Annotated in this window: 13 protein-coding genes and 2 pseudogenes; 5 read left to right on the top strand and 10 right to left on the bottom strand. The window is 55.7% G+C overall.

The window, feature by feature from the left end; all coding sequences use genetic code 11:
• Nucleotides 1–200: 200 nt before the first annotated feature.
• Nucleotides 201–944 carry a sulfite exporter TauE/SafE family protein gene (locus tag CEPID_RS09060; RefSeq protein WP_047240706.1) on the bottom strand — a complete coding sequence of 248 codons (744 nt, stop codon included), beginning with the start codon at nt 942–944 and terminating at the stop codon, nt 201–203.
• 73 nt (nt 945–1017) lie between these two features.
• On the opposite strand from CEPID_RS09060, the gene CEPID_RS09055 reads away from it, so the two are divergent.
• Nucleotides 1018–1611, top strand: a complete 594-nt coding sequence (locus CEPID_RS09055) for a Type 1 glutamine amidotransferase-like domain-containing protein (RefSeq protein ID WP_047240705.1) — start codon at nt 1018–1020, stop codon at nt 1609–1611.
• A 32-nt stretch (nt 1612–1643) separates the two neighbouring features.
• On the opposite strand, the gene CEPID_RS12530 is transcribed toward CEPID_RS09055, so the two are convergent.
• Nucleotides 1644–3002, bottom strand: a complete 1359-nt coding sequence (locus tag CEPID_RS12530; RefSeq protein ID WP_052843476.1) for a hypothetical protein — start codon at nt 3000–3002, stop codon at nt 1644–1646.
• 833 nt (nt 3003–3835) lie between these two features.
• Nucleotides 3836–4540 (bottom strand): GntR family transcriptional regulator, encoded by a 705-nt coding sequence (locus CEPID_RS09045; RefSeq protein WP_047240704.1) that lies wholly within the window; start codon nt 4538–4540, stop codon nt 3836–3838.
• Between the two features lie 143 nt (nt 4541–4683).
• Between CEPID_RS09045 and CEPID_RS09040 the strand changes: the two genes are divergently transcribed.
• Nucleotides 4684–7461, top strand: a complete 2778-nt coding sequence (locus CEPID_RS09040) for an FAD-binding and (Fe-S)-binding domain-containing protein (protein ID WP_144413499.1) — start codon at nt 4684–4686, stop codon at nt 7459–7461.
• Between the two features lie 61 nt (nt 7462–7522).
• Here CEPID_RS09040 and CEPID_RS09035 read toward each other — a convergent pair whose 3' ends face one another.
• From CEPID_RS09035 to CEPID_RS09015, 5 genes are all read right to left on the bottom strand, one after another.
• Nucleotides 7523–8647: a Glu/Leu/Phe/Val family dehydrogenase gene (locus tag CEPID_RS09035; protein ID WP_083984520.1), complete on the bottom strand. Its 1125-nt coding sequence runs from the start codon at nt 8645–8647 to the stop codon at nt 7523–7525.
• Nucleotides 8648–8667: 20 nt separating this feature from the next.
• Complete coding sequence (gene amaB / locus CEPID_RS09030) at nt 8668–10179, bottom strand: L-piperidine-6-carboxylate dehydrogenase (protein WP_047240701.1); 1512 nt, start codon at nt 10177–10179, stop codon at nt 8668–8670.
• A 15-nt stretch (nt 10180–10194) separates the two neighbouring features.
• Nucleotides 10195–11595 carry a 2-oxoadipate dioxygenase/decarboxylase gene (hglS, locus tag CEPID_RS09025; protein WP_083984425.1) on the bottom strand — a complete coding sequence of 467 codons (1401 nt, stop codon included), beginning with the start codon at nt 11593–11595 and terminating at the stop codon, nt 10195–10197.
• 13 nt (nt 11596–11608) lie between these two features.
• Nucleotides 11609–12799: an NAD(P)/FAD-dependent oxidoreductase gene (locus tag CEPID_RS09020; protein WP_047241462.1), complete on the bottom strand. Its 1191-nt coding sequence runs from the start codon at nt 12797–12799 to the stop codon at nt 11609–11611.
• Between the two features lie 220 nt (nt 12800–13019).
• Nucleotides 13020–13697, bottom strand: coding sequence for a GntR family transcriptional regulator (locus tag CEPID_RS09015; RefSeq protein ID WP_047240700.1), 678 nt, complete (start codon nt 13695–13697; stop codon nt 13020–13022).
• Nucleotides 13698–13969: 272 nt separating this feature from the next.
• Here CEPID_RS09015 and CEPID_RS13690 point away from each other — a divergent pair.
• A pseudogene (locus tag CEPID_RS13690) lies at nt 13970–14524 on the top strand (alanine:cation symporter family protein); the annotation flags it as partial.
• Between the two features lie 81 nt (nt 14525–14605).
• Here the strand turns inward: CEPID_RS13690 and CEPID_RS13585 are convergent.
• Nucleotides 14606–15831 (bottom strand): IS3 family transposase gene (locus tag CEPID_RS13585; protein ID WP_144413386.1). Its coding sequence is split into 2 segments (ribosomal slippage): nt 14606–15552 and nt 15552–15831, totalling 1227 coding nucleotides; the frame shifts between segments, so codons are not numbered across the junction.
• A 47-nt stretch (nt 15832–15878) separates the two neighbouring features.
• On the opposite strand from CEPID_RS13585, the gene CEPID_RS08995 reads away from it, so the two are divergent.
• Both CEPID_RS08995 and CEPID_RS08990 read left to right on the top strand, forming a co-directional pair.
• Complete coding sequence (locus tag CEPID_RS08995) at nt 15879–16796, top strand: alanine:cation symporter family protein (protein WP_047240699.1); 918 nt, start codon at nt 15879–15881, stop codon at nt 16794–16796.
• Nucleotides 16797–16974: 178 nt separating this feature from the next.
• Nucleotides 16975–18219 (top strand): annotated as a pseudogene (locus tag CEPID_RS08990) (MFS transporter).
• A gap of 75 nt (nt 18220–18294) precedes the next feature.
• On the opposite strand, the gene CEPID_RS08985 reads toward CEPID_RS08990, so the two are convergent.
• Complete coding sequence (locus CEPID_RS08985) at nt 18295–21480, bottom strand: UvrD-helicase domain-containing protein (RefSeq protein ID WP_047240698.1); 3186 nt, start codon at nt 21478–21480, stop codon at nt 18295–18297.
• Nucleotides 21481–21483: the final 3 nt, after the last annotated feature.

Here is a 21483-nt window from a genome sequence, read left to right as displayed (position 1 = left end):
GCTCCGGACAAAAACCAGCTCATCACTCCAAACGATTCACCCAGTTATGCGAGTCCCAAGTGTGTTTGTTCTAAGACGTTTGCTGTGGCCGCCAAGCATTCGGCCAGTTGGTCGTCGTTAGGGCGCTCTCCGGGCTAAAAGCCCATTTCGAGAGACGTCATCTCGCCCCAAGCGCCCCACCCCAAACACCCCAGCAAAAATCACCGCGCCATCATCAGCGCCGCGCCGGATTGCACAATCAGCACCAGGGCGGCCGAAACAGCCACGACAATGACGATGCGGTTGAGCATCACGGCGTCGATACGTTTGTTGAGGCGGTTGGCGATGTAAAGGCCGAGCGCGACTAGCGGCAGGTAGGCCGCGGCGACGCTCACTTGGTGCAGGGTCGCTTGGTGGTTCCAGGTGAGGATGCTCAGCGAAATGATGCAGCCAAGCACAAAGGTGGCGGATAGCGTGCCGCGTACCTGCGCTGGGTTGAACCTTTTCAGTACAAGGGCCATTGGTGGTCCGCCGATGGAGGTGGTGGTGCCCAGAAAGCCGGAGGCTACGCCTGCCACCACGGTGTTTTGGGTGCTTGGCTGTGGGCTCCACCCCAGGCCAGACAGCGACATAGCAAGCAGCACTGCGACACCAATCATAATTGATAGCCCATCGTGGGAAAGCAGCGTGAGCGCCCAGGCTCCGACGAGCGAACCAGGGATTCTGGCGAGGCAGGAAATCGCCACGATGCGCCACGAGGTTTCCCGGTAGTTCTTCGACAGCGTGTAGCTGGCGATGAATAGCGCCAGAATCAGGATGAGTGTGGGCACCAGCTCTGGTTTGAGCATCGCAATGAACGGCGTCGCAATCGTGCCTAACCCGAATCCGATCGTTCCCTGGGTGATCGAGCCGAACAAGATCAGCACCGCGATGAACACATAAATTAGAACCGTCGAAGTAAGCACAAGGTGAAAGTCTAGGCCACCGCTGCTTCTCGACGCCCGGCTGTCGGCGAAGCCCCCAGGTAAATTGGGTGAAATGAAGCTGATTCTTACATCTTTCATGCATGATCGCCTTCCCGAATTCGTGAGCGGAAAACTGGCATACATCGGTGATGCTGCCCGCAGCTACGGCGATGCCTCCTGGGTCCTGACCGAGCGAAACACTCTGGCCAGCCAGGGCTTTGAGCTGGTTGACCTGCCCCTATCGACCACTCCCGCCGACCAAGCCGCCAGCATCCTTGATAGTGTCGACGCCGTCTACGCCGCAGGTGGCGAAACCTTCGACCTCCTCAACGTCCTGCGTACCACCGGGACATTCGACCTCTTAAAGTCCAAGGTCGAGGCTGGGCTTACCTACATTGGGACGAGTGCTGGGTCGGTGATCGCAAGCCCCAACATCGAATACATCTCACCGATGGACAACCCCGGCATTGCTCCCGACCTGCATGATTACACCGGCTTCGGCTTTGTGGACATCAGCGTGGTGCCGCACGCCTCCGGCACGATCCCGTCCTACCCAGTCACCACCATCGCCGAAATCGTGGCCAAATACGGTGAGACCCACCCGCTGCAACTGCTTCGCGACGGGCAGGCGCTCATCGTAGAAGATGGCCGAATCACGCTGGTGTAGTAGCGGCGCCCGTCGAAAAGCGAGGTAAGGAGCTACTCGACGACCTCAACCGAATAATCCGCGTTCTTGTTGGATACGCGTGGCATTCCCATCGGAAGGCTGGCATCCGACTGGAAGTAGAAGTCGTTGTTGATGTGCAGCTTGATGCGCTTGCCCACGTAAGGACGCCACGGCCCGGTTTCGTCCCGAGCACCGTATTCAGAGATCTCCTTTGCCCCCAAGCCAATCTGGCTGACACTCCTGGTGATACTTGGAATGTTGGCCCTAGGCCCGCTCACATCTTGTGGAGAGCTGAGCTCGAGCACAATGTATTCGTTTTCTGGGCCTTCACCATTCGGAGTTTGACCATTGGGGGAGACTTCGATTGCGCTCTTCACCACGACGACCCCTTCGTAGGTGTGCGCGTAAGCACTGGCGACATCATCCCCAGGCCCGGCCGGGCGGACGACAACCTTCGCATTGTTGCCGCCCTCGCACACTGTCTCATTTCCATTCACCGAGCAATTCAGGGAGTACTGCTGGCCAGTAACTGGGCTGGCAGCATCGATAGAAAACTGCTGACCAGCGTTTCCTTTGGCGCGCACCGCAGTTGCAACCGCATTAGCAAAACCGCAGGACGTAGCCGAGGTAGCGGTAAACACCGCATTCTCACCACTCTTGCCACAGTTCTTAATTACCGCGGTTTGTGGCCCGGGAGCTGCTGCAGCTTTCTGGCCGGATCCATTGCGTAGTTGCTCAAGAGGGGCACGGTCGGAGACTGGGGTCCAATCGATCTTCTTGCGATCTCCGCTGGTTACCGAGGAAATTCTAACGAGGGCTTTGCCACCCTCCGGCACTATCTTGCGATCACGAATCACATATTTTTGAAGCGGAATCTCGGTGTCAATTGATTGATAGTCAGCCTGATAGAGCCCAATACCGGATTGAGCAGCAAAGACATCGGCTCGTCCGCCGCCCGCAGAGCCTGCACCGGTGAGCAAAACTTCTCGGGTGTTGAACAGTTCGCCTCCATTAGGCTTACTGAACACCGTTACCGGGGCGTAGTAATCTTTCACATCCGCGCGGAGAAGCAGCTCAGGGGAGTCATCCCCCGTGACCTCAGTGATGAAGTAGGAGTATGTACCAGCTGGCGTGAAGTAGTTGGGCTTAATGAAATCAAACGCTCCAGGATTGTCCAACACCTTGGCATATGCATCAGCGAGTTCAGCATTCTTATTGTTCGGCGCAGTGGTGCCCGACGTTTCGCTATTAGCGCTGGTGGCGCCACTTACTGCAGAGCTGACAGCAGATGATGGAGCTTCGCCAGATTTGTCTCCGGCGAAACCACCCGAGCAACCTGCGAGCGCAAGCGCAGACAACGTGGCAACAATGAGGGAGAGAGTTCGGTTCATCGAGGGCTCCAAAGGGAGTATAGCTACGGGAATCTAATTCAGAATATCTTTCACACGGTATCTGTGCTTGATTGTTGAGTGAATAGTGGTTCCGGGCACCGGATAAGGGGGTGGCTTGGTGCTGCCTGGGGCTTGGGCTGGTGTGGTGCTGGCACTGCCTGGGCTGGCGTGCTGCCTGGTGTTTGGGCTGGTGTGGTGCCCAGCGCTGCCTGGTGTTGTTGTGGTGCCGGCGCTGCTTGGTGTTGCCTGGTGCTGCAAACCTGCTATTCAGTACCTTCGCGGTAGTACTCCTACGTAGCCGCCCGATTTTCGACGATTTTTGGCCGATCTGGGTAGGAGTACTACCGCGGAAGTACGACTTAGCGCCTGTGAAGCCCCTCGTCGTAAGTGTGGGCAGGGCACCTGTGCTTGGCCGTCTCAAGAATGGGTGAAGCTCCTAGTCGCAAGTGCGGGCACGGTAGAAGCGGGAACAAAACACGCGGGTAGTCGAGTGAATCAACGATGGCCATGTTCTTAGTTGGGGAGCGAAGGACATCTACTGCTATCCGGGTGCTTTACGAAATTGAGGATTGATTGGTACTCGTCTCTCATGGCTACGGAGTGGCGATGTTCTTCGAGGGGTTGTCGTCGAAAGCTTTGGCAAGACTAGAGCGGCGAAGCAGTGATCAAATAGGGGTTCTGTTTGTCGGAGTTCCATAAGTAAGTGCGAGCTGACAGAAAACGCCAAAAGTAGAAGATCGGCGGAAAAACAATCGTCGAGCACGTAACTGAAGCTATGTGCACTGCCAACACTGAACGGGCCGTGATGTCGTCACCATTCTCGGATGTGGGGTCTAGTCAGTGTACTGGGCCCAGAACGAGGAAACTTGCTGAGCATCCATCTCGGGGCTCGCTTGCTGGAGCAAGAGCTTTCCGGTGGTCTGCAGGTGCGCACGCATTGCCTCAGCTGCCCCCTCCTTATATTGGGCTTCGATGGCTAGGAAAATGGGTTCGTGTTCGCGGTGGATATCTTCCAGGGTGCGGGACGTTCCGGCGGTAGAGACACCGATTAGGCGAGTGCTGATGCGGAGTCGATCAATGATTTCTCGGCTGCGTAAGCTACTTCCGGCGCTGAGAATTTCGCCGTGAAAGGCCTGATCGAGATTGAAAAAAGCTTCAGCGTTTTTGTTGGACGCTTGCATCGACATGTCGTCGAGAAGTGTTTGGAGGGTATTCACGTGTGCTTCAGTGCGTAACTCAGCTGCGCGTCTAGCCGCGGCCGGCTCGAGAGCTAGGCGAATGGCGAAGATTTCTGCAACGTCTGCTGCGGTCGTTTCCCGGATTTGAAAGCCCCGGTTCCTGGCGAATGTGATTAATCCGGCTTCTTCAAGTCGAAGTAGGGCGTCGCGCACCGGTGAACGGGAAACCCCTAATTCCTGCGAAAGTTGGTAGACGCTGTACCACTCGCCGGAGGACATCGAACCGTCTGCAACCGCCGCGCGCACGTGGGTCATGACCTGGTTGGTGAGCGAGTCCGCTCGAGAAATATGGTTCTTCATCGCTCCAATTCTAACATTCTTGTCGCCTGAAACATGTAACATGTTACCCAACCAGTCAGCAGGGAAAGGCAGAGCTAATGTCCGCAATAACTCGTGATCCAAGCTACTTTGCAAAGGTCTCTCGAACGAACATGCGTACCGATATGACTACACGTGCGGCTTACGTGTCAGACGCCTCAATTTTTCGACGAGTACCGGCTGCGATCATCGAGCCGAAAACTAAAGCTGATATCAGGGATGCGCTGGACATTGCGCGCGAAAATCGGTGGCCAATTGTTGGGCGCGGTGGAGGAACCTCGGTGGCAGGCAACGCGATAGGCCAAGGCCTCATTGTCGATACTTCCCGGTACTTCAACAAAATCCTAAGCATCGACCCGGTGACGAAGACTGCGGTGGTTGAGCCTGGCGTCGTGTGCGATCAACTCCGCGAGGCAGCGGCTGAATATGGACTCACTTACGGTCCAGACCCATCGACACACAGTCGATGCACAGTCGGTGGCATGGTGGCTAACAACGCCTGCGGCTCCCACTCTGTTGCTTGGGGTACCGCTGCCGACAATATTGTCCAGGCCACAGTCATGCTTTTTGACGGGCGCGAAGTGACCATCAGGCGCGGTGGGGTCGATGACTCTGGCATAGATGAAAGTCTGAAAGAACTTGTGAATAACCATGGCGATCTGATTCGACAGGAGCTGGGGCGGTTTCCTCGCCAAGTCTCTGGTTATGGCCTGCACTACCTCCTGCCGGAGCATGGTTTCGACGTTGCAAAAGCTTTCGCAGGTACCGAAGGCACCTGCGGGATTATCACCTCGCTTACAGTGCGATTGGTCGAGGTTCCCAAAGCAAAAGCTTTGGCAGTCTTGGGGTTTGACACTGTCTTTGATGCTGCCCGAGCAGCACCGCGCTTACGCGTTGATGGAGTCTCCACAATCGAAGGAATGGGTGGTGATTTGCTTGATGCGTTGCGGGCAAAAAACGGCCAGCAAGATGCGGGCGCAGATCTCCCCGGAATCAGATTGGGGAAGCCCGCTGGTGGATGGCTTTACTGTGAGGTAGGGGGAACGACAATCGAGGAGGCAGAAGCCAAGGCTCAGGAACTGGCCACCCTAGTCCCAACTGTGGATGCGATAGTCGTGACGGATCCGACGGACATGCGCAACTTATGGCACATCAGAGAAGCGTCGGCTGGAATTGTTACTCGTCTCCCGGACGGGGGAGAAGCATGGCCAAGTTGGGAGGACTCTGCAGTCCCACCCGAAAACCTGGCCGACTATCTCCAAGACCTCTATGCACTCATGGAGCAGCATGATCTCCGAGGAATCCCCTTCGGGCATTTTGGGGAGGGGTGCGTTCACGTAAGAATTTCTTTTGACTTGGGTACAGACAGTGGCCTGGAGGTTTTCCGTTCCTTCATGACCCAAGCAGCCCAACTAGTTGCGCATTACGGCGGTTCATTGTCTGGTGAGCACGGGGACGGACGCGCCCGAAGTGAGCTGTTGGGACATATGTACAGCCCTGAAATGCTGGCTCTATTTGAGCAGTTCAAGCACATTTTTGATCCCGATCATGTCTTTAACCCTGGGGTGCTAGTGCAACCAGAGCCCATCGATGCTGGTGTACGGCCGGGGCCGGGTCAACGCACGTTCGAATTGACACCCAAGCATGCCTTTTCCAAAGACGAAGGTAGCTTCGTCAATGCAGTGAACCGGTGTGTCGGTGTTGGAGCATGTCGATCCATGGACAACGCAATGTGCCCTTCCTTCCAGATCACCCATGACGAAGTCCACTCAACACGCGGACGTGCCCGAATCCTCTCGGAGATGTTCCGAGGCGAATCCATCCAGGAAGGCTATCGGTCAGAAGAAGTAAAAGAAGCCCTGGATCTGTGCCTCTCCTGCAAAGCATGCGCTTCAGAATGCCCGGTAAACGTTGACATGGCCACTTATAAGGCGGAGTTTCTTAACCAGTTCTATGCCAACCGACTCCGGCCTATGTCCCATTACCTCATGGGGTGGTTGCCGGTCAGCGCAAGGTTGCTACACACAATCCCTAAGGCAGCCAGGCTTGCCGACATGATGATGCATATGCCGGGACTGCGTTATGTCGTCGCAAAGCTTGGCGGCGTGGATACGTCGCGACCGCTCATCCACCTCGCTCCGATGAGCCTGCAAAAGTGGGCAAAGAGCCGGGCAGGGCACAAGTCCACAAAAAAGGTAGTGCTGTGGCCTGACACGTTCAATAATCACTTGGACACGTCGGCAGGACAAGCGACAGTCGATCTGCTGGAAGCGCTGGGTTATCAAGTCATCGTTCCGCAAGGTTTCGTATGCTGTGGCCTGACCTTCCACTCCACAGGCCAGCTTGGTATGGCCGAGCGCGTGCTCAGGAGGACTGCCGAGGTGATGCGCCCGTACCTTGAGCTTGGGCTTCCAGTGGTGGCAATCGAACCATCATGTACTGCAATGCTCCAACATGAGGCCACTGAGCTTTGCGACGACCCGTGGATCAAGAGGCTAGCCGAGCAAACTCAGTCCTGGGCAACGTTTGCGGCTGACGAGCTACGGAAACAACAAATTACCTTCGCTCCTTCAGAACTCGCAGCGCTCACCCAGGTGCATTGTCACGAGCGATCCTTAGGAGATCGGACAGGCAACGTGGAGATTCTTGCTGCTCTGGGGATCGATGAGGAAACCATCAGCACGGGATGCTGTGGCCTAGCAGGCAACTGGGGATACGAGGCAGGACACGCGAAAATGTCCTTTGAACTCGGAGAACGTGAAGTATTCCCGCGAGTCCGCGCACATGATGGTCTGGTCATGGCGGATGGTTTTTCCTGCCGCACCCACATTGAACAAGGCACGGGGGTGAAACCGCGACATCTCGCCGAGGTTCTAGCTGAAGCGCTGAAGAAGCAACGATAGATAAAAGAAGAGCCCGTTGGAGATCTAATTGAACTCCAGCGGGCTTATCTAATGCAGAGGACTATGGCAGCGGCTTACCACGCAGCTTCATTGCTGCAGCTACTCGATCTTGGGCCATATTACGAGCAGTTTCGTGACTAGTTTCCGTCGTGACGCGGTTGTTGCTCATGACCTCTGTGGCGTTTGCCCGCAACTTGGTTGACACCGTGTCCATGATGACATCTTCCGAGGGACGGAATGGAGAAGTCCGCGCCTCCATGGCGTAGGCTGCGCTAATTACACCGCCGGCGTTTGCGATGAAGTCTGGGACGAGTTCAATGCCCCGATCTTTCAGCACTCGCTGCGCTTCGGGGCTAGTCGGCAGATTTGCTCCTTCGACCACGAGCTTTGCCGAGAGTTCTTGTGCGAGCGATGAATCAATAACATCTTGAAGCGCAGCAGGGACAAGGATTTCAGCATCCTCGCGTAGTTCTGCGCCTGGAGAGATGCTTAGATCCGGGTAGTCAAGCACTAGGTCGTCGCCACGTTGCTCCCGAGCTGCGAGAAGCGCTGGGATGTCTAGGCCATTCTGGTCTGCAAGCGCACCCCGGGCAGTTGAAATGGCAACAACGCGGTACCCGAGTTCATGCAGGCGAGCTGCAGCAGCATGCCCAACTGCCCCAAACCCTTGGATCGCAACACGAGCGCCTTGGAGGTCTTGATGCGCGGCAATCTCATCAACTACTTCAGCCACACCAAAACCTGTGACACCTAGTTTGTCGTAGGGGACACCACCGAGCTCGTAAGGAGTGCCGACGGCAGCACCTCGCCCCAACTCGTCATTGATGATGGCAGCGTCATTCTCGGTGAGGCCCATGTCCAGCCCAAATACATATTCTGCGGGCACTTCGTTGTGAAGCTTCCGGACAAAAGATCGGAGAATTTCTTCCTTGTACGGGGAGTTCGGATCGGCCTGAATACCAGCTTTGGCGCCACCGAAGAACAGGTCAACGCCGGCCCACTTCCACGTCATTACCCGAGCGAGCCGGGCGACTTCCTCCACAGACACACTTGGCTGCATTCGGGTGCCACCTTTGCCCATGCCTCGGGCGGTGTTGTCGATGACCAAGACTCCCCGCATTTTCGTTTTGGGGTCACTGACTGCGACGATTTTCTCCGGACCCCATTCATCCATCAGCGAAAACAAATCAGACATCTTTGGTCCTCCTATAGAAACTTAACGCCCTGAGCAAGTGGGAGCTCGCCCGAGTAGTTAATGGTGTTGGTTGCACGACGCATGTAGGCCTTCCACGCATCCGAGCCAGATTCGCGCCCACCACCGGTTTCCTTCTCGCCACCAAAAGCGCCACCGATCTCGGCGCCGGAGGTGCCGATGTTGACATTGGCGATGCCACAGTCCGAACCACTGGACGCCAAGAAGCGCTCTGCCTCGCTCTGATCCTGCGTGAAAATAGCTGACGACAGTCCTTGTGGGACGGCGTTGTGCATCTCAATGGCTTCGTCAAAGTTCTCGTACGTCATGACGTAAAGGATCGGTGCGAACGTTTCTGCCTGGACAACCTCGGTTTGGGCTGGCATTTTCACGATTGCTGGTTGCACATAGAACGCGTTCGGGAACTCGTCGGCAAGCACGCGCTTGCCTCCGCAGAGGATTTCACCTCCCTGTGCCTCTGCATCTTGAAGCGCTTGCTGCATGGCGTTGAAGGATGTTTCGTTGACCAGCGGGCCGACCAGCACGGATTCATCGCGTGGATCACCAATGGTGAGCGTGCCATAGGCATCTGCAATACGGGGGACCAAACTGTCAGCGATGCTGTTGTGCACCAGCAGGCGTCGCAACGTGGTGCACCGTTGCCCAGCGGTGCCGGCGGCTGCGAAGACAATGCCACGCAGGGCGAGATCGAGATCGGCGCTTGGCGTGACAATTGCAGCGTTGTTACCACCGAGTTCCAGCAAGTATCGGCCGAAGCGTTGTGCTACCCGGGGCGCAATTTCTTTACCCATACGAGTGGAGCCGGTCGCGGAGACGAGCGCGACGCGTGGATCGTCGACAATTGCTTCGCCTGCGGTGCGATCTGCAAGGACGAGGCGGTGAATGTCCGCTGGTGCGTCGCAGTCGGATACTGCCCGTGCCAGGAGGGAATGTGCGCCCAAAGCACTGAGGACGCACATTTCAGAAGGCTTCCACACCACGGTATTGCCACAAACTAATGCGATGGCGGTGTTCCAAGAATACACAGCAACAGGGAAGTTAAACGCGGAAATTACACCAACGACACCAATAGGGTGCCACGTCTCCATTAGTCGGTGTCCGGGGCGTTCCGACGGCATCGTCTTACCGTAAAGCATGCGGGATTGCCCGACTGCGAAGTCACAGATGTCGATCATCTCTTGGACTTCGCCCTCGGCTTCAGACATCGACTTTCCAGCTTCAGCTTGCACCAGAATGGCGAGGTCGCGCTTGTGCTCTGTGAGCAGTTCACCCCAGCGCTTAACGACGTTGCCACGAACTGGAGCAGGTACGTCGCGCCATTGCTTGAACGCGGAGTCTGCGGCTTCGATTGCTTCAGCAACATCTTCGCGAGAAGCTCGCGGAACACTCAGTAGGCTGTCACCGGTGAGTGGGGTACGAGAGGTGAGATCGCCCCCGAGTTCCTCCTCGCGAACACCACAAGCTCGTAGCGCGGCAAGTACTTGGTCTTTGTGATTTGCGGTCATGGGAAGGCTCCTTTACTAGAAGATGTCGTTTTCGATAGTGAGCGAAAGTTGAGTTTCCAACTGCTCAAGGCTGCGGATACTCTGTGATCGGTAGAGATCAAAAGGGTCATGGACTCGTTCGCCGATGATCTCCTCAAAGGATTCGATGTCATAGGCGGTTCCTGTTTGTTCATTGTCCCGAGAGCCCGCGCCGGTCAGGTTGGATTGGAAAATCCCGGCAGCTGATCGGGGAAGGAAATCTTCATAAACGATGGGCTCTGCTATCACTACCTTGGATTCAATAAGGTCGGAGAGCTTTGCTACTCCGTTATGCGAACTCTTGGCACCCTCGGCAGGATAAAACGTGAAGTAGCCCAGCCCGCGACGACATAGTTCTGCCTCCGTTGTCGGGAGGTATTCTTGCCACACTTCGCGGGCGATCTCGACTCGGGTGCGACCGGGGTCGTTTTGCATGCGATCATCTACTTCGGCAAGCATACTGTCGTAGAGCCCACGGCCCTTTGGCGTAAGTGCGATTCCACGCTGTTCGACTTCACCAAAGCGCACTCGCAAACTTCCCGGCCCCACGGTGCCGTCGGCGAATCGGAATTGGCGTTGTTCGTCGAGAGCACGGAATGAGGTTTGACGAAGCAGAATATCAGGTCCGTCCCAATTCGGTGGCCCTTGGATTTCATCAATCATGGTGATCCCCAGGTCGGACATGCGCTGATAGAGGGCATCAATGTCGAGCACTCGAGGGGTGAGGTGGTTGATGTGCGTAGAGCTGACACCCCCAATGTCCGCTGCTACGGCAGAAATTCCTTCGAGCTCCCGATACCAAGCTTCGTCGACAGGGTCGTCGGAAAGTTTGAAGGCAGCACAAGCGAGGTCGATGAACTCTTGTGCAGCTTCTTCCTCCAGCCCCTCGTTATCGATCGCTTGTTGGGCGAGGTCCAAGAGCTCTGGGGTGAACAGTTGACGCTTATTAAGGAAGCCACGCAGGCGATCTTGCACGTCCAGATTGAAGAATCGCGGGTCATCGACAGCGAGCATGGAGGTAAAAACACGGAACGGGTTCTTGGCCAATTCGGAGTCATCGATGGGCCGAAACGCAGTGGATACGACCGGAACGGAAGATTGAGAAGCATCGCGAAGATCGTAGAACCCGACTGGAAACATTCCGAAAGCCCGGAAGATCTTTGCCACCTGGTGTAGCTCTTCCGGAGTGCCAACTCGAATTGCGCCGTGGCGTTCGGCAGTTACGCGACGGATGGATCCGAGACGCTCGGCGTTGGCCCCTTGTTTGGCCAAGAAATCATGGTTGACCTGCTCAGATACTTCCACCAATGTGTGATATGCCGGTACTTCTTCGCCGTACATTTTTGACAGCGCGACAGCGAAATCCGCGCGTAGTTCCCAAGTAGCTTTGAAAGACAACGTGATCTCCTGGCTAGATGATGTTTACTTCTTGCACTAGTCGGTCGAGGTCTGCAAAGCGGTTGGCAGACCAAACAGCGGGGTCCATGAAGCTTTCCCGCCCAAGGTAGATATCTGTTAGCAATTCGGCAGCGGCCGGCGCTTGCAAAAGCCCGTGTCCGGAAAAACCGGTGATGTAGTAGAAACCCTGCACTGATTCTGATGCGCCGATCATGGCGTTGTGATCTGGAGTGTTTTCGTAAAAACCTCCCCAGCCGCCGGATAATGCTGGATTGGCAAGGCTTGGCGCGATTAACTCAGCAGTTTCGGAGAATTGTTGTACCCAGTCGTAGCAGAATTCCCGGCACAAACTTGGTTCTTCTGGATGCGAGACCCCAACTAGGAGCCCTTCGCCGTAATTATGGAAATACATTGTTGAGCCGAGATCAATGGTGAACGGGATGGTAGGGTGGCCGCCGTCGATAGGCGGAGTAATGCCAATCAGGCGACGCACAGCGGTGACTGGCAAGTGCTGGCCAACCATTTCCCCAATCCGTTGGCTCCAGGCGCCAGCTGCGCAGATGACACGGGGAGCGTGAATGGTGCCTCGGTTTGTGGTTACGGAATCAATTGCATTATCGACGACCGCAATGTTGAGTACCTGGGTGTGATTGAGAATTGTGACCCCCAGCTCTTGGCACGCGCGGGCGTATCCTTCGACGACTTTGGAGGGTTTGACGTGGCCATCGTTCGGCGAGAAGATCGCCCCGGTGATGTGCGTAGGAGAAAGAAGCGGATTGAGCCTCACCGCTTCAGCTGCGGTGATGATGCGACAATCGACGCCTAGTTCCTGTTGGGCCTTTGCGCAGGCCTTGAGGCTTTCCAGCTCTCCTTCGGTTCGGGCTACGAAAAGATAGCCGACCTTGCTGAGCTGGATATCGACACCAAAGTCATCGGCAAAGGTCTCGTAGGCTGCCAGCGATCGTTTGCCCAGAACAATGTTCGCTGGGTCAGAAAAGTTTGCGCGGACGCCACCCAGTGGCTTCGCGGAAGATCCGCTGCCCAACTCTGATTGTTCGATGACGACAATCCCGGTGACTCCATTGTGGGCTAGCGTCCACGCCGTAGCCATTCCCATGATTCCGCCGCCTACGATCACAACGTTTGCGATGTCCGGTTGATGGTTGGCATATGTCAGCTCGAGGGAGACTGGTTCCCCTTGCATGGTTTCCTCCTTTCGAGAAGTGCTCTGCTGAGCAACGACCATATTCAAAGTTGCCGCTTAGCGGTTATCGATAACCTTAGCGCACATATGTGTTCCATGTCACGAATTGGGGAACAATTTTTAAGCCCGGCGGGGTAGGGGGTGATTTGTCGAGGTTGAGTGTTTTTGCGCTTGCTAGCTAAAGGCAGGCGGACACGGAGCCCCCGGGCAGTGCCGGGACTTAAGGTTTTGCGTATTCCAAATGGTCGATCATGAGGTTTTTAGCGCGCTTTGGTTCATTTTCGAGTACGGCGTTTGTGATGAGAATATGCTCGCGTGCAGTTTGGACAAGCTCTTCACTGTCGGTGAGGTGGGAATAATTGTTGTTGACGCGAGACTGGTCTCGGAGAATCTGTACCATTTTTGAGCAGCGTCTATTCCCAATTAGGGAAACAAGAAAAGTGTGGAACTTGTCATCGGCATCCAAATAGTCGCCGATAGAATTCCCACTGGAGTTCTGAGCGATTTCAAGGCTTTCCTGTGCCAACTGTAGTAGGTGAGCTGCTTCATTATCGGACAGCCGCAGGCTTGCGGCCTTGTGAACCGCCTCCACTTCCACCATTAATCGCATCTCATAGACCTCCAGTCGATCTTTTGGGGTGAGTTCCACAACCTGAAATCCGCGATTCTTGATCGTCTGTAGTAGTCCTGCGTGTGAGAGTGCAATCATCGCTTCACGTACCGGACTGTTTGAGATTGAAAGCTGCTGAGCGAGGTTGTTAGCGGAATAAATTTCGCCCGGCTTCATGTCGCCGTTAAGTAGCAAACTTCGAATCAGTTTTTCGGTGGAATCTTTAAGGGTTGCTTGTGGGAGCTTGCTCGAATGGTCGCCCAGGTCCCAGGCTTTAGGCTGTGTCATCGACGCTCCTTGGGGTTATGGCTTGGTAGGCGGGGCCTGATGTGTTGGTAGGTGGGGCCTGATGTGGCGGTCGCCAGAAGTTTGGCGGTGCTTCGAAAAATTATAGCGAAACGTAGTTTACAAAATTTGCCCGCCATTTTATGGATTATCGGTTATCCATAAGATACACTGCGAGAAATAATGTGTTCCACATCACTTTAGTTTCTGCTTTTGATTTGACTTACGTCGTCGTCCCGGCGGCATTTGTAGATAAGAGCAGGTAAGGAGAGAGCATGTCCCAAAGCGGTTCGATAGATGCAGCTATTCAAGGGGTGTTCGGCCCCTTCGTGGATGTATTGGAAACAGTCGTCTTCTACGCGATCCCCATCGGGGACGCTCAAGTTCCACTCGTAATTCTTTGGCTTTTGTGTGGTGGCCTGTTCTTAACTTTTTGGCTGCGTGTGCGCCCTTTCAAGGATGCTATGCAAACTCTGCGAATCATTCGCGGGCATATGTCTCGCCATGACGATCCTGGCGAGGTAACCAGCTTTCAGGCTATGGCAACAGAATTGGCAGGAACCATCGGATTGGGAAATATCGCCGGTGTAGCGGTTGCCATCACCATGGGTGGCCCAGGGGCTGCATTGTGGATCATGATTGCTGGGGTATTGGGGATGGCGGTAAAGCTAGCGGAAGCGACGCTGTCCCAAATGTTCCGACGCGTTAATGACGACGGGTCGATTGCTGGTGGCCCAATGTATTACCTCACGGATGGGCTGGCATCGATAGGCAAACCGAAGCTAGGCAAAGCGCTGGGCTTCATCTTTGCGTTTTGCTTTATGATTGCTGCGATGGGCGCGGGAAATATATTCCAGTCCAATCAAATTGCGGTGCACTTGATTGAAGCGTCCTGGGTTTTGTTCCGCTTCTTATACGGGGGTCAGCTCGCTGACCCGGGTGTGATTATACATATCGATGATCTCTGCAGGGCTCTTATATCCGAGGGCTTCGTGGAGGCGCTCGTGGTTCCACCAGTGGACCCAGTTCAACGTCGCAAACTCGACCTCGGTCAGTGAGAACCAGGGCTGGGAATAGATCAGCTCGGCTTTGTACAGGCCGTTGACAGCCTCGGCTAGCGCGTTATCGTAGGAATCACCCACGCTCCCGGTGGAGGGCTTGATCCCGTAGTCAGCGAGTTTCTCGTTGTAGGCAACACTCGTGTATTGCGAGCCATGATCGGAATGATGCGTCAGATCCACCAGAGTATCTTTCGCTCCCTGAATGGCCTGCTCGAGTGCCTCTAGTGGTAGCGCCTCGGTTTTCATCGAAGAACGCGTCGCCCAACCCACAATCTTGCGGCTATACACATCAGTAACGAACGCTGTATACACGAAGCCGGATAGGGTTCGTACATACGTGATATCAGCAACCCACAGCTGGTTGGGCCTACTGGCCTTGAACTGCCGATTGACCAGATCCGGACGAGAATCTACTTCCTGAACGGGCCGGGTTGTGATTGGGGCGCGTCCCCGGCGAACACCCTCAATTCCACCGATTCTCATGAGCCGAGCCACCTGGTCACGGCCAACATCCCAACCAGCACGCCGCACTGCATGCCACATCTTCCGCACCCCGTAGACGCTGTAATTCTTGGTGTGGATCTTCTTGAGCTCATCGATCAGGATCCTGTCTCGTATGCTTCTGGCGCTCGCTGGCCTGCTCTTCGCCAGCCGGTAGCCACGAGAGGTGATAAACCCTCCCTCCAGACTCACGCCCAATACCCGGCAAATCGGCTCGACCCCGAAACGATCCCTATACTCATCAATATAAGCAATCATTATCGGGCCGGACGGTCGAGCTCCGCTGCGAAAAAAGCCGAAGCAGTCTTCAAAATCTCATTCGCCCGCCGCAACTCCGCAACCTCGCGTTTGAGCCGTTTAATCTCCTCATGCTCTTCACGCGTAAGCCCCTGCCGTTCACCCGCGTTCACTAAATGCTGCTCGTACCAGCGGCGCAGCGATTCATTCGCGATCCCTAGCTTCGGTGCGATCTCATTGACCGCCTGCCACTGAGAACACGAGCCATCATCGGCTAAACGATCGATCAGCATCCGCACCGCGCGATCCTTGAACTCCTGTGAATACCTCTTGGCCATGTTCCAATCCTCTCAAAAGTGAGTAGGAACAAAACCCAGGACGCTTCATGATTGATATCAGTGGTGGTGAGAGCAGTCCATTGAATGGACGAGGATGGCTCATCGGAGTCGGTCTGGCATTAGTTGCTGGTGTTGTGATTCTCGGAGGAATTCAAAAAATCGCCAGCATGACCAGCCGATTGGTGCCGGTCATGGCTGTGTTGTATTTTCTTGCAACCAGCGCAATTGTGTTGGTCAACTATCAACAGATTCCAAAAGCGATTGAGTTAATTGTGGTGGGAGGTCTAACCGGGGAGGGAGTTAAAGGTGGGCTGATTGGCGTTGCAATTATCGGCATTCAACGTGCACTGTTTTCCAATGTGGCTGGTGTGGGTTCGGCCGGCCTCGCGCATTCGGTCGCGAAAAACAATCGTCCTGCTGAAGAAGGATTCGTGGCTGCGTGGGAGCCATTTATTGACTCGGTGATTGTATGTACACTCACCGCATTCGCAATTATCGTTACTGGTCAATACCAAAATGAAGGGGCCGATGGCATCATTTTGACCACGAATGCTTTCTCCACTGTTCACGCCGCGTTCCCTGTAATTCTGTCGGTATGTATTGTCCTCTTTGGTTTCTCGACCGTCCTGAGCTACTCCTTCTATGGTCGTCAAGCAGCTGGCTTCTTGTTCAAAGGAAATCGCTTCGCTTGTCGCATGTACGACGTCGTCTACCTGTTGATGATCGTGGTAGGTGCAGCGGTGTCACTCGAAACAGTCACTCGATTCTCGGACTCTGTATTTTTCATCGTCGTAGTTCCAAACTTGCTGGGGATCTACTTGCTTAGCGGGAAGCTGAAAGAGGAGGTACAGGGATACCGTCGCCTTGTCGATTCCGGTGAGTGCGAGGTTGTTCCGGAGCATGAACGATCAACGCTTTTGGGCAAGAAGAAGGTCGAAGTTTCTCCGAGATCCACCATACGATGACGGGGCATGTTGGTTGCCTGGAAGCTTGAGACCTTGACCCATGAAATTAACTCCAACACCACCCTGGCCTATGTGATGTGTTCCACTTCGCTAAATTACTGAAAGGGATCCTATGTCACAAGCAGTCGCGCAGTAGCGGGACCATCCGGATGACCTCCGGAGAGCTGTCCTCAATACGGTGCGAGGCTCGGCCGGCAACCTGGTCGAGTGGTACGACGTGTACACCTACACCGTGTTCTCTAGCTATTTCGCCTCCCAGTTCTTCGGTGATGTGAAGAATTCACAGATGAACTCGATGGCCGTGTTCGCCACGACATTCGTGATGCGTCCGATCGGCTCCTGGTTCTTCGGTCGCTGGGCTGACCGCCATGGCCGCAAGTCCGCTCTGACGTTTTCTGTCTTGATGATGGCGGCCGCTTCCTTCGTGATTGCTATCCTCCCTACCCATGCAACCATTGGCTTTGCTGCGGTGATCGCGCTGGTTATTTGTCGCCTGGTACAGGGTTTCGCGACGGGTGGTGAGTACGGCACTTCTGCCACGTACACTTCTGAGGCGGCTACTCGTGATCGCCGTGGCTTCTTGTCGAGTTTCCAATACGTGACGCTTGTCGGCGGCGAGGTTCTGGCTACTTTGGTGCTGCTGATTATGCAGCAGGTGATGTCTGAGCAGGACATTAAGGCGTGGGGTTGGCGTATTCCGTTCTTGATCGGCGGCCTGGGCGCGGTTGTGGTCTTCTGGCTTCGTCGCTCGATGGATGAGAGTTTGCCGCAGGAGAGCGTCGATAAGCAGTCTGGCTCGATGGGTGAGCTATTGACGAAGTACTGGTCGCCACTGTTGCTGGTGTTCTTGTTGACGCTGGGCGGCACGATGTGTTTCTACGCGTTTAGTGTTTCTGGGCCGGCGATGATCAAGACGGCGTACAAGTCGAGCCCAGAGACCGCGACTAACATCAACTTGCTCACATTGATCGTTTTACTGATTCTGCAGCCGATCGGCGGGCTGATTTCGGACAAGATTGGCCGCAAACCACTGTTGGTGTGGTTTGGTGCAGGTGCGTTGGTCTGGACCTACTTCTTTGTTACTTAACTTCCGAAGCAGCACGAGCCCGCGATGTCGATCCTGTTCGTGCTGGTCGCGTACGTGTTCCTGGCTGGTTACACGTCGATCAATGCGCTGGTGAAGGCGGAGCAGTTCCCGAAGCACATCCGCGCGCTGGGTGTGGGCCTGGGTTATGGCCTGGCGAATGCGATCTTCGGTGGCACTGCGCCGATGGTGTACGAGTGGGCGACTGTCCATAATCAGGTGAACTGGTTTATCGCTTACATCACCTGCGGTGTGTTTATCTCGCTGATGGTGTACATTTTCTGGCTCAAGAACAAGTCGGAGACTCACCTGGATCGCGAGCAAGGCGCTGCGTACTAGGCTGGTGGTTTGCGCCCGGGTTCAGCAGTGCTGGCCCGGGCTTTTGCTTGTCGACGTCCGTTCGGCCTCTACCGCCTAGGCTCCGGGGAAGTCTTTGCTTCGAACTACAACCTGCTTTCCTTTGGGGAAGAGCAATTCGAGGCGCTTGACCGGGAAGTCTTCGCCGAGCAGCCGTGCGTAGTAGCTGAGCTGCAGGAAGTATTCGCCGACGGTCTGGGATGTGGCGGACAGGTCCGTCTTGTAGTCGGCGATGACCCAGGCGTCGTCTTCGCGGTAGAGCAGGTCGATTACGCCGTCGACGACATGTTCATCCACTGTGCCGAAGATGGGTAGCTCGCGGTAATGGTCGGAGGCGAACGCTTTCGTGACGATGTCGGATTCCATGAGGGTGGTTGCCATCGTGAGGAGTTCGGCTTGGGCGGTCGTCGATACGGCGGTGCGTTGTACCAGTTCGGCGAGTGGGGCAGTGCCGGCGTGCTCCATGATCCAGTGCAACGCGGTGCCTTGTTCCTTGCCGTGGTGTGCTCGTTCGTGGAAGGCCACTTCCCAGGAGGGGTCGAGTTCCAGATGAGTTTCGGGTCGGTGTGCGAGCGCGGTCGCAGCTTGTCGTGGGTGTTCGGCATTCTGCCACTGCGCGGTGGAAATTGCGAGGGTGTCGCTGGTTTCTGCGGGCAGCGTCGGTGATAGGGGCATAGCGTAGGTGTACTCGGTGGCGGGGAGGTCCGTGGCATTAAGCGCAGCGTCTTTTTGGGTGTTTTCGATCGCTACGTTTAGTGCATGCGCGGTGCTGTTTGTTTTCGTCTTGGTGTAGCGTCCGACAACGAGGTGGTCTTCGGCGCGGGTAGCTGCGACGTAGAAGAGTCGGGCGGTTTCTTGGTCGTCGGCAAGCTTGTTGTAGAGCTTGATGTCATCGGCTCGTGGGGAGGCGAGTTTGCCGATGTGGTATTCCAGGACGTGGTCGGCGGGGTGGAAGCTGCGCTGCGGAGGGTTGGAATTCTTTTGGGCGTACATTCCGGCGAGGATGACAAAAGGGAATTCACGACCTTTGGCGGCATGCAGCGTGAGAATGCGCACGGCATTTACTGCGGTGGCTTCGGGGTCTTTGAGTTGGTGGCGCTCGTTGGCGAGCGCGTCAGCCCACTCGGAGTATTCGCGCAGCGTGCCGTGCGTCGCAGTGGTAAAGGCGCGGGCGTTGTGCTTGACAAATTCCAGTCGCCTGAGGGCCTCGATTGGGAAGTCGCCATACGCTGCGGCTAGTTGAGGTAGTGCAAGGGTGTCGATTGCCATGGAGATGAATTCGTCGACAGGCATGCGTCGGGACTTAAAGTGCAGGTCCCGGATGGTTTTGAGCGCTTCGGAAACGCGGTCGGTTCGCTTGTCCAGGTCCGGCTGGAATGGAGACCACTTATTTTCTGTGGTAGCCCATTCTGCGAGTTCAAGGTCCGAGATCCCGAGCAGACTGGTCCGCAGAGCTGCACCGACGGAAAGCGATTCAGCTGGGTCAGCGACAGCGTGGACGACAGTGTGAAATTCTTCGATTTCGGTGGCCAGGTAGGTAAGTGTTGCGCTTTCGGCGATGTAGGGAAGGCGTACCTTGTCGAAGTATTGCATGAGATTAGCGGCGTGCGCGTGGGTACGTACGAGGATGGCAATGTCACCAAGCTGCAAGTTTGCCAGCCCGTTGGGTGTTCGCTTTTGCCACTGCTGCGTCAACGCAAGCTGGATCGCTCCTTCGATGGCGGCGGCCTCTGCGTCCTTTGCGGAAATGCCTTCTTCTTTGTCGTCATCGTAGGCCAGCGTAAAGACATGGCTGTGCTCACCAGGGGCGTCGGTGAGAGCGTCGAGTGGGGTGAAGTCGACGGAAAGCGGGTGCAGATGCTTGGGTACTTTGCTTTCAGCAAGGTCACTTGCGTTGGCGAAGTATTCGGAAAATACATCGTTTGCCCAGTTCAGGACCTTGGCGGTGGAGCGGAAGTTCGTCTTGAGTTCCACTAGGCCCTCCGGATTCTCAGCCCTCGCCTTGAGGTATGTGTCCAGGTCGGCGTGCCGGAATCGGTAGATTGATTGCTTTGGATCGCCGACGGTAAACAGTGCCCCGGGTGTGATGGCACCGGTGGTGGGGTCCGTGGCGATCGCGGTGACGATGCGGAACTGAGCCGGGTCCGTGTCCTGGAACTCGTCGACGAGGAGGTGGGTGAACCGCTGGTGGGTGTCGGCACGCACGTCAGCATTGGTCGCGAGCAATTCGTCTGCTAGATAAACGAGGTCGTTGAACTGGAGTTTCCCGCTGCGATGCCGGGCGCGAGCATGCTCGATCACGAGTAGGGCGAGCACGTACCGGAGGACCGCTCGCGGGCGTGCGTTTTGCTTTTCGACGGCTGAGTTCCAGGCACCGAAAAGCTCGGCGCACTCGGCTTTTAGCGCAGCGACGTCTGCTCCGCCCCAGTTCTTCTTCGAACCTCCTCTACCTTTGGTGAAGTCGCCGACATCGGTGAAATCTTGGTTTGCGATGCGCTGTTCCAGGGCGTTGATTTGATTCGAGAGGTTGACGGCAAATAGGTCGGCCGTATCGGTGCATTGATTGAGTTTCTCGCGCAAAGACAACACGATTCGTTCGGCGTCACCTGCATCAAATGTGTATTCCTCAGGCAGGGTCGCGTTGAGGGTGGGGCGAAGTTCACCCCAGTTGTCATCCATGTAGCTAGCGAGTTCGAAGATGGATTCCATGGTGACGTTGGTGTCAGCGACATGGTGGATGGCGGCCTGGAGGTCGTCGTCAAGCACTTTGCCTTGGGAGAGTCCGGCGATGTCGAGGGTGCCTTCGAGCGCGCGGGTGAAGGCGTCGTTGATGCGGTCTTTGAGGAGTCTGGATTGCCGGGCTTCGGCGAAGCTGTCTTGAACTTCGATTTCGGGTGGGATGCCTGCTTCAAGAGGGTAGAGCTGGAGCAGGCGCTGGCAAAAGCTATGTAGGGTTTCGAATGCGGCGCTTGGAAGTTCGAGGAGTGCTCGCTCGGCGATAGGGTTGTTTTCGTGTTTGCTGAGCTCGCTGGCGAGTTTTTCGGAAAGTTCGGCGGCAGCTTTTTTGGTAAAGGTGATCGCTGCAATCTGGCTGACGGGTACTTTGTGCTCGAGAATCAAGGTGAGTAGTCGGCCGATAAGGTTGGTGGTTTTTCCAGCTCCGGCGCCGGCCTCGACGAAGAGCGTTTCATGGACACCGGTGCGGATGCGGTCGCGGGCTGGTTGGTCGTTGAGTGTGTGCATCGG

The sequence above is a fragment of the Corynebacterium epidermidicanis genome, assembly GCF_001021025.1.
Lineage (GTDB): Bacteria > Actinomycetota > Actinomycetes > Mycobacteriales > Mycobacteriaceae > Corynebacterium > Corynebacterium epidermidicanis.
Note: the sequence above shows the minus strand (reverse complement) of the source record. Positions and strands in the feature narration are given on the sequence as shown.

What these genes read in the sequence shown, in the direction of transcription:
- CEPID_RS09055 (WP_047240705.1), top strand. Translation starts at nt 1,018, where the DNA reads ATGAAGCTGATTCTTACATCTTTCATGCATGATCGCCTTCCCGAATTC.
- CEPID_RS12530 (WP_052843476.1), bottom strand. Translation starts at nt 3,002, where the DNA reads ATGAACCGAACTCTCTCCCTCATTGTTGCCACGTTGTCTGCGCTTGCG.
- CEPID_RS09045 (WP_047240704.1), bottom strand. Translation starts at nt 4,540, where the DNA reads ATGAAGAACCATATTTCTCGAGCGGACTCGCTCACCAACCAGGTCATG.
- CEPID_RS09040 (WP_144413499.1), top strand. Translation starts at nt 4,684, where the DNA reads ATGACTACACGTGCGGCTTACGTGTCAGACGCCTCAATTTTTCGACGA.
- amaB (WP_047240701.1), bottom strand. Translation starts at nt 10,179, where the DNA reads ATGACCGCAAATCACAAAGACCAAGTACTTGCCGCGCTACGAGCTTGT.
- CEPID_RS09020 (WP_047241462.1), bottom strand. Translation starts at nt 12,799, where the DNA reads ATGCAAGGGGAACCAGTCTCCCTCGAGCTGACATATGCCAACCATCAA.
- CEPID_RS09015 (WP_047240700.1), bottom strand. Translation starts at nt 13,697, where the DNA reads ATGACACAGCCTAAAGCCTGGGACCTGGGCGACCATTCGAGCAAGCTC.
- CEPID_RS08995 (WP_047240699.1), top strand. Translation starts at nt 15,879, where the DNA reads ATGATTGATATCAGTGGTGGTGAGAGCAGTCCATTGAATGGACGAGGA.
- CEPID_RS08985 (WP_047240698.1), bottom strand. Translation starts at nt 21,480, where the DNA reads ATGCACACACTCAACGACCAACCAGCCCGCGACCGCATCCGCACCGGT.